4 protein-coding genes and 1 pseudogene are annotated in these 5802 nt (G+C 68.1%); 4 read left to right on the top strand and 1 reads right to left on the bottom strand.

The window, feature by feature from the left end:
- Nucleotides 1–266: 266 nt before the first annotated feature.
- Nucleotides 267–2054 (bottom strand): coagulation factor 5/8 type domain-containing protein, encoded by a 1788-nt coding sequence (locus tag AB0N07_RS49585; RefSeq protein WP_365847401.1) that lies wholly within the window; start codon nucleotides 2052–2054, stop codon nucleotides 267–269.
- A 211-nt stretch (nucleotides 2055–2265) separates the two neighbouring features.
- Here AB0N07_RS49585 and AB0N07_RS49580 point away from each other — a divergent pair, with 211 nt between their 5' ends.
- From AB0N07_RS49580 to AB0N07_RS49565, 4 genes and pseudogenes are all read left to right on the top strand, one after another.
- A complete protein-coding gene (locus tag AB0N07_RS49580) occupies nucleotides 2266–3582 on the top strand; it encodes a sugar ABC transporter substrate-binding protein (RefSeq protein WP_365847399.1) in 1317 nt (438 codons plus the stop codon).
- A 4-nt stretch (nucleotides 3583–3586) separates the two neighbouring features.
- Nucleotides 3587–4582 (top strand): sugar ABC transporter permease, encoded by a 996-nt coding sequence (locus AB0N07_RS49575; protein ID WP_365847397.1) that lies wholly within the window; start codon nucleotides 3587–3589, stop codon nucleotides 4580–4582.
- A gap of 22 nt (nucleotides 4583–4604) precedes the next feature.
- Nucleotides 4605–5444 (top strand): carbohydrate ABC transporter permease, encoded by an 840-nt coding sequence (locus AB0N07_RS49570; RefSeq protein WP_365847403.1) that lies wholly within the window; start codon nucleotides 4605–4607, stop codon nucleotides 5442–5444.
- Nucleotides 5445–5485: 41 nt separating this feature from the next.
- A pseudogene (locus tag AB0N07_RS49565) lies at nucleotides 5486–5710 on the top strand (family 1 glycosylhydrolase); the annotation flags it as partial.
- Nucleotides 5711–5802: the final 92 nt, after the last annotated feature.

Genomic DNA, 5802 nt, shown 5'->3' with positions numbered 1-5802 from the left:
GGTGCCGAGCCCGTACGGCCGCTGTCGCGGCGGACGCGGGCCGCGGCGGGCCGCGCAGCCCGGCGCTACGGGGGGGCCGCCTGCGCCCACCCGTGCCGCCCCAAGCGGCACGACTGCCCGCAGGCTCACGCAGGCTCACGCAGGGTCACACCCACGGCCCACGGGCCCTGCCGTACGCGGGTGGGGCTTGTCGTGCGCCGCACGACAGGGCCGGCACCTTCACAGCCGGGCGGCCCCTCCCGAACACGGGCGGGGCCGCCCCTCGCTCACGGGTACGACACCACCGTGGACGGCACCGTCGACGTGCCCGACGTCGGTGTGCCCGTGTCGTTGATGACGTGTTCGTACTGGCCCTTTCCGCCCAGGGAGACCACCAGCAGGTCGTGGAAGCGCACGCCGGGCCGGTTCGGGGCGGTGAAGCCGTTGTGCTGCACGATCGTCGGGTCGACGTTGTAGTAGCAGTAGCTGCCCAGGCCCCAGCCCTCGTGCGTGGTGACGCCGTCGCCGACCTTGTAGGCCGCGTAGCCCTTCACCGAGCCGTTCTGGATCGCGGCCTGGTTCGGGGCGTCGTAGGCCTTCTCGTTCTGGAAGAAGATGGTGCGGCCCCGCTGGCCGTACCACTGCACGTCGTACTTGTTGAAGTGCTCGACGAACAGGCCGGTGCACAGCACGTCGTCGCCGTTCACGACGATTCCGTAGTCGGCGCGGTTGGTGTCCCAGCCGACTCCGTCGCCGTGGTCTGCGCGCCAGACCCAGGTGTGGTCGACGATGGTGTGCCTGTTGTTGATGACCATGCTGGTGGTGGCCTTTCCGGCGCCCGCGCCGCCGATGCGGACGAACACGTCCTGCACGGTGGTCGGGTTGGCGGAGTGGTCCCGCCAGGCGCCGAGTGGGCCGATCTCCAGCAGCGTGGGGGAGTTGACCGGTCCCGCGTCCATCAGGAGGCCGGCCAGGCGTACGCCGTCCACGTCGGCTACGCGCAGGGCGGCAACTCCGTTGGTGGGTACGAGAGTTGCGTAACCCAAGCCCAGGACGACGGTGCCCGCCCGGTTCACCTGGATCGGCTCGTCGAGGTGGTAGATCCCCGGCGTGAGCAGGAGGTGAAGGCCCTGGGTGAGCGCCTGGTTGAGGGTGGCCGCGGTTACGCCCGGCTTGGCGACGTAGAACTGCGACAGCGGGAGCGAGGTGCCTCGCGGGGTGCCGTTGCCCCAGGTGACTCCGCGGGCATTGGTCCGCTTCTCCGGCAGGAACACGCGGAGGCCGGTGGCGCCGCCGACGTACAGGAAGGGCTTCTCGCGGGAGACCGGAGTGGTGTCCAGCGTGGTGTACGGCGGGTTCGGGAAGCTCTGCGCGGGGGCGCCCTCGACGCCGGAGAACACCATGTTCCAGACGCCGTTGAGCCAGCTGCCGATCGTGCTGTCCCGGGTGTACCACTGCTGCTGCGAGTACGGGCCGACCTGTCCGTCGATCCGGCTGTCGGCGATGTAGCCGCCGCTCGCCCAGCCGTAGCCCGTGGGCGAGAGGTCGATGCCGCCGCGGACGTGCATACGGCGGAAGGGTGCCGCCTGCGCCACCGCCCACCGGTTGGTGCCGTTCGCCGGGACCAGGGCGAGGTTCTCCGCCGAACGCCAGAAGTTCTGCGTCGCGTTTCCGTTGAACCAGCCCGCGTCGACCGTGACGTCCCCGTTGATGGTGGTGTCGTCGGGGGAGAGGCCCAGGCCCATGATCGAGGTGTAGAAGCCGAGTTGGGCGTTGAGGCCGTTGTAGGTGCCCGGCTTGAACAGCAGCGCGTAGCGGCCGGTGCCGAACTGGGCCGACTCCTGCTGTGTGAACACCTCGTCCAGCTTGGCCTGGATGCCCGGGGTGGACGGGTCGAAGACCAGGACGTTCGGGCCGAGGTCGCCGCCGCCGGGGAGGAGCTTCGGCTTCCCGGGCGGCGACGGGGCGGCGGACGCGCGGGCGGACAGACCGAGCACCGCGGGGGCGGCTGCGGCGGCTGCGCCGAGGACGGTTCTGCGGCCCACGGCGGGCAGGCCGGAGTCAGGCAGGGGCATGGGGCGGCTCTCCTGTTCAGAAAGTGAACGAGGTGGGGTTTGGGAGCGCTCTCTCGCCGGTGAATGCTTCAACTGCCCGAACGGGCGCGTCAAGAGGTGCGACCGGAGTTCCACAAGGGTTGCCGCACCTCTTGACGCGGCCATCCCCCGAGGTTTAACTCACGTCCTAAATTAAGCCATGAGTGCAATCCCTGAAGGGACACCGGGAGCCATGCGCAGCATCCGAGCCGCGGCCGTAGGCGCCGTCGCCATGTCACTCGCCCTTGCCGCCTCGGCCTGCGGAGGCGGTTCGTCGACGGGCGGCGGGTCCGACGACTCGCCGAAGACGCTCACGTACTGGGCCTCCAACCAGGGCGCGAGCATCGCCGTGGACAAGAAGGTCCTGCAGCCCGAGCTCGACAAGTTCGAGAAGCAGACGGGCATCAAGGTGAACCTGGAGGTGGTTCCCTGGTCGGATCTGCTGAACCGGATCCTCACCGCGACCACCTCCGGCCAGGGCCCCGACGTCCTCAACATCGGCAACACGTGGAGCGCCTCGCTGCAGGCCACCGGCGCCCTGCTGCCCTGGGACGCCAAGAACTTCGCGAAGATCGGCGGCAAGGACCGCTTCGTCGACTCGGCACTCGGCTCGACGGGCGCGCAGGGCAAGGACCCGGCGGCCGTACCGCTGTACTCCATGGCCTACGCCCTCTACTACAACAAGGAGATCTTCGCCGACGCGGGCATCTCCAAGCCCCCGGCCACCTGGGACGAACTGGTCGCGGACGGCAAGAAGATCAAGGCGAAGGGCAAGTCGCCGCTCGGCGCCGAGGGAGCCAACCTCGCGGAGAACATCCACCACGTCTTCGTCTTCGCCAAGCAGCACGGCGCCGACTTCTTCACCGCCGACGGCAAGCCCGACTTCACGAACGACGGCGTGGTCACCGCGGTCAAGCAGTACGTCGATCTGATGGCCAAGGACAAGGTCATCCCGACCGGCGACGCCGAGTACGCGCAGAACCAGTCCGTGAGCGACTTCGCCAAGAGCAAGCAGGCCATGCTGCTGTGGCAGTCCGCCGCGGCCAACCTGAAGTCGCAGGGGATGAGCGAGAGTTCGTACGGCATCGCGCCCGTGCCCGTGCAGTCGGGCACCCCTGGCACCGGCACCCAGGTCGACTCGATGGTCGCGGGCATCAACCTCGCCGTCTTCAAGAACACCGACAACCTCGACGGCGCCACGAAGTTCGTGAAGTTCATGACAAGCGATGCCGAGCAGAAGATCCTCAACACGGCGTACAGCTCGATCCCGCCCGTGAAGACCGCCCAGTCGGATGCCGCGTTCAACAGCGCGGCCAACTCCGTGCTGAAGCAGACGCTCGCGACGAGTGCCGCCGCGTTGCCGCAGGTCGCCGACGAGTCGCAGTTCGAGACGACGGTCGGTACGGCCGTCAAGGACCTGTTCGCGGACGCCGCGGCCGGGCGCGCGGTGACCGCCGACTCGGTGAAGGCGGCGCTCGAGAAGGCCCAGCAGCAGATGCCGGCGAAGTGATCCGATGACGACCACCGCCATCAAAGAGCCTTCGGTGAGCGGGAGTTCCTCCGGGGCGACGGCACGCGAACAGCATGGCCGCCGCCCCGGCCGGATCCGCCGTATCGGCCTCCCGTACCTGCTCCTGCTGCCCGCCCTGATCCTCGAACTCCTGGTCCACCTCGTGCCGATGGTCATCGGCATCGTGATGAGCTTCAAGGAGCTCACGCAGTTCTACATCCGGGACTGGGGCACCGCGCCCTGGTCCGGCCTCGGCAACTACAAGGTGTCGGTGGACTTCGACGCCCCCGTCGGCGAGGCGCTGCTGCACTCCTTCTTCGTCACCGTCGGTTTCACGCTGCTGTCGGTCGGCCTGTGCTGGCTGATCGGCACGGCGGCCGCGGTCTTCATGCAGGACACCTTCCGCGGCCGCGGCCTGCTGCGGGCGCTGTTCCTGGTGCCGTACGCCCTGCCGGTGTACGCGGCCGTCATCACCTGGGTGTTCATGTTCCAGCACGACAACGGCCTGGTGAACCACGTCCTGCACGACCAGCTGCACCTCACCGACAAGCCGTCCTTCTGGCTGATCGGCGACAACAGCTTCTACGCGCTGCTGACCGTGTCGGTATGGAAGGGCTGGCCGTTCGCCTTCCTGATCGTCATGGCGGGCCTGCAGAACATCCCGCGCGAGCTGTACGAGGCGGCAGCCCTGGACGGTGCCGGGATGTGGCAGCAGATCCGCCGCATCACGCTGCCGTCCCTGCGCCCGGTGAACCAGGTCCTGGTCCTGGTGCTGTTCCTGTGGACCTTCAACGACTTCAACACGCCGTACGTCCTGTTCGGCAAGGCAGCCCCCGAGGCCGCGGACCTCATCTCGGTCCACATCTACCAGGCGTCCTTCGTCACCTGGAACTTCGGCACCGGCTCGGCGATGTCCGTACTCCTGCTGCTCTTCCTGCTGGTGGTGACGGGCGTGTATCTGGCGCTGACCTCACGCGGACGGAGGGCGGCCGATGTCTGAGGCCCAGAGGCTCAAATCCCCGATGTCCGCGCCGAGTTCGTTCGTCTGGTCCCGGCGGATCTTCCTCACCCTGCTCACCGGCTTCGTCCTGGTGCCGGTGTACGTCATGGTCTCCAGCTCGCTGAAGCCCCTCGCCGATGTCACAGGCGAGTTCCGCTGGCTGCCCGGCGGTCTGACGATCCGCCCGTACATCGACATCTGGTCGACGGTCCCGCTGGCGCGCTACTTCGTGAACTCGCTGATCGTGGCGGGCTCGGCGACCCTCTGCTCGGTGGTGATCGCGGTGTTCGCCGCCTACGCGGTCAGCCGCTACGACTTCCGCGGCAAACGCGTCTTCACGGTCACCGTCCTGTCCACGCAGATGTTCCCGGGCATCCTCTTCCTGCTCCCGCTGTTCCTCCTCTACGTCAACATCGGCAACGCCACCGGCATCGCCCTGTTCGGTTCCCGCGGCGGCCTGATCCTCACGTACCTCACCTTCTCCCTGCCGTTCTCCATCTGGATGCTGATCGGGTACTTCGACTCGGTGCCGCGCGACCTGGACGAGGCGGCGCTGGTGGACGGCTGCGGACCGTTGGGCGCGCTGCTGCGGATCGTCGTGCCGGCCGCGGTCCCCGGGATCGTCGCCGTCGCCGTCTACGCCTTCATGACCGCCTGGGGTGAGGTGCTCTTCGCCTCCGTCATGACCAACGACACCACCCGCACGCTCGCCGTCGGCCTCCAGGGCTACTCCACCCTCAACGACGTCTACTGGAACCAGATCATGGCCGCCTCGCTGGTCGTCAGCGCGCCCGTGGTGGCCGGCTTCCTGCTGCTGCAGCGCTATCTCGTCGCCGGTCTTACGGCGGGAGCCGTCAAGTGAGCCGTCGGGAAACCAACTTCTCCGATTACGAAGGGACTTCCGTGTCCGACCGCATCGACCTCGCCGCCTTCCCGCCCGACTTCCTGTGGGGAACGGCCACAGCGGCGTACCAGATCGAGGGCGCCGTCGCGGAGGACGGCCGCTCCCCGTCGATCTGGGACACCTTCTCCCACACACCCGGCAAGGTCGCGGGCAACGACAACGGCGATGTCGCATGCGACCACTACCACCGCTGGCGCGAGGACATCGGCCTGATGCGTCAACTGAGCCTCGATCCACCGCGTGATAGTCGGCCTGTGGACAGAGGAATAGGAAGAGGTGCCTGCTGACCTGCGATGATGGGAGTTCCTACGCTTCC

Origin of the sequence: Streptomyces sp. NPDC051172 (assembly GCF_040682555.1) — a bacterium.
Taxonomy (GTDB): Bacteria; Actinomycetota; Actinomycetes; order Streptomycetales; family Streptomycetaceae; genus Streptomyces.
The sequence above is the reverse complement of the archived record's forward strand: the minus strand, read 5'-3'. Positions and strand labels throughout refer to the sequence as shown.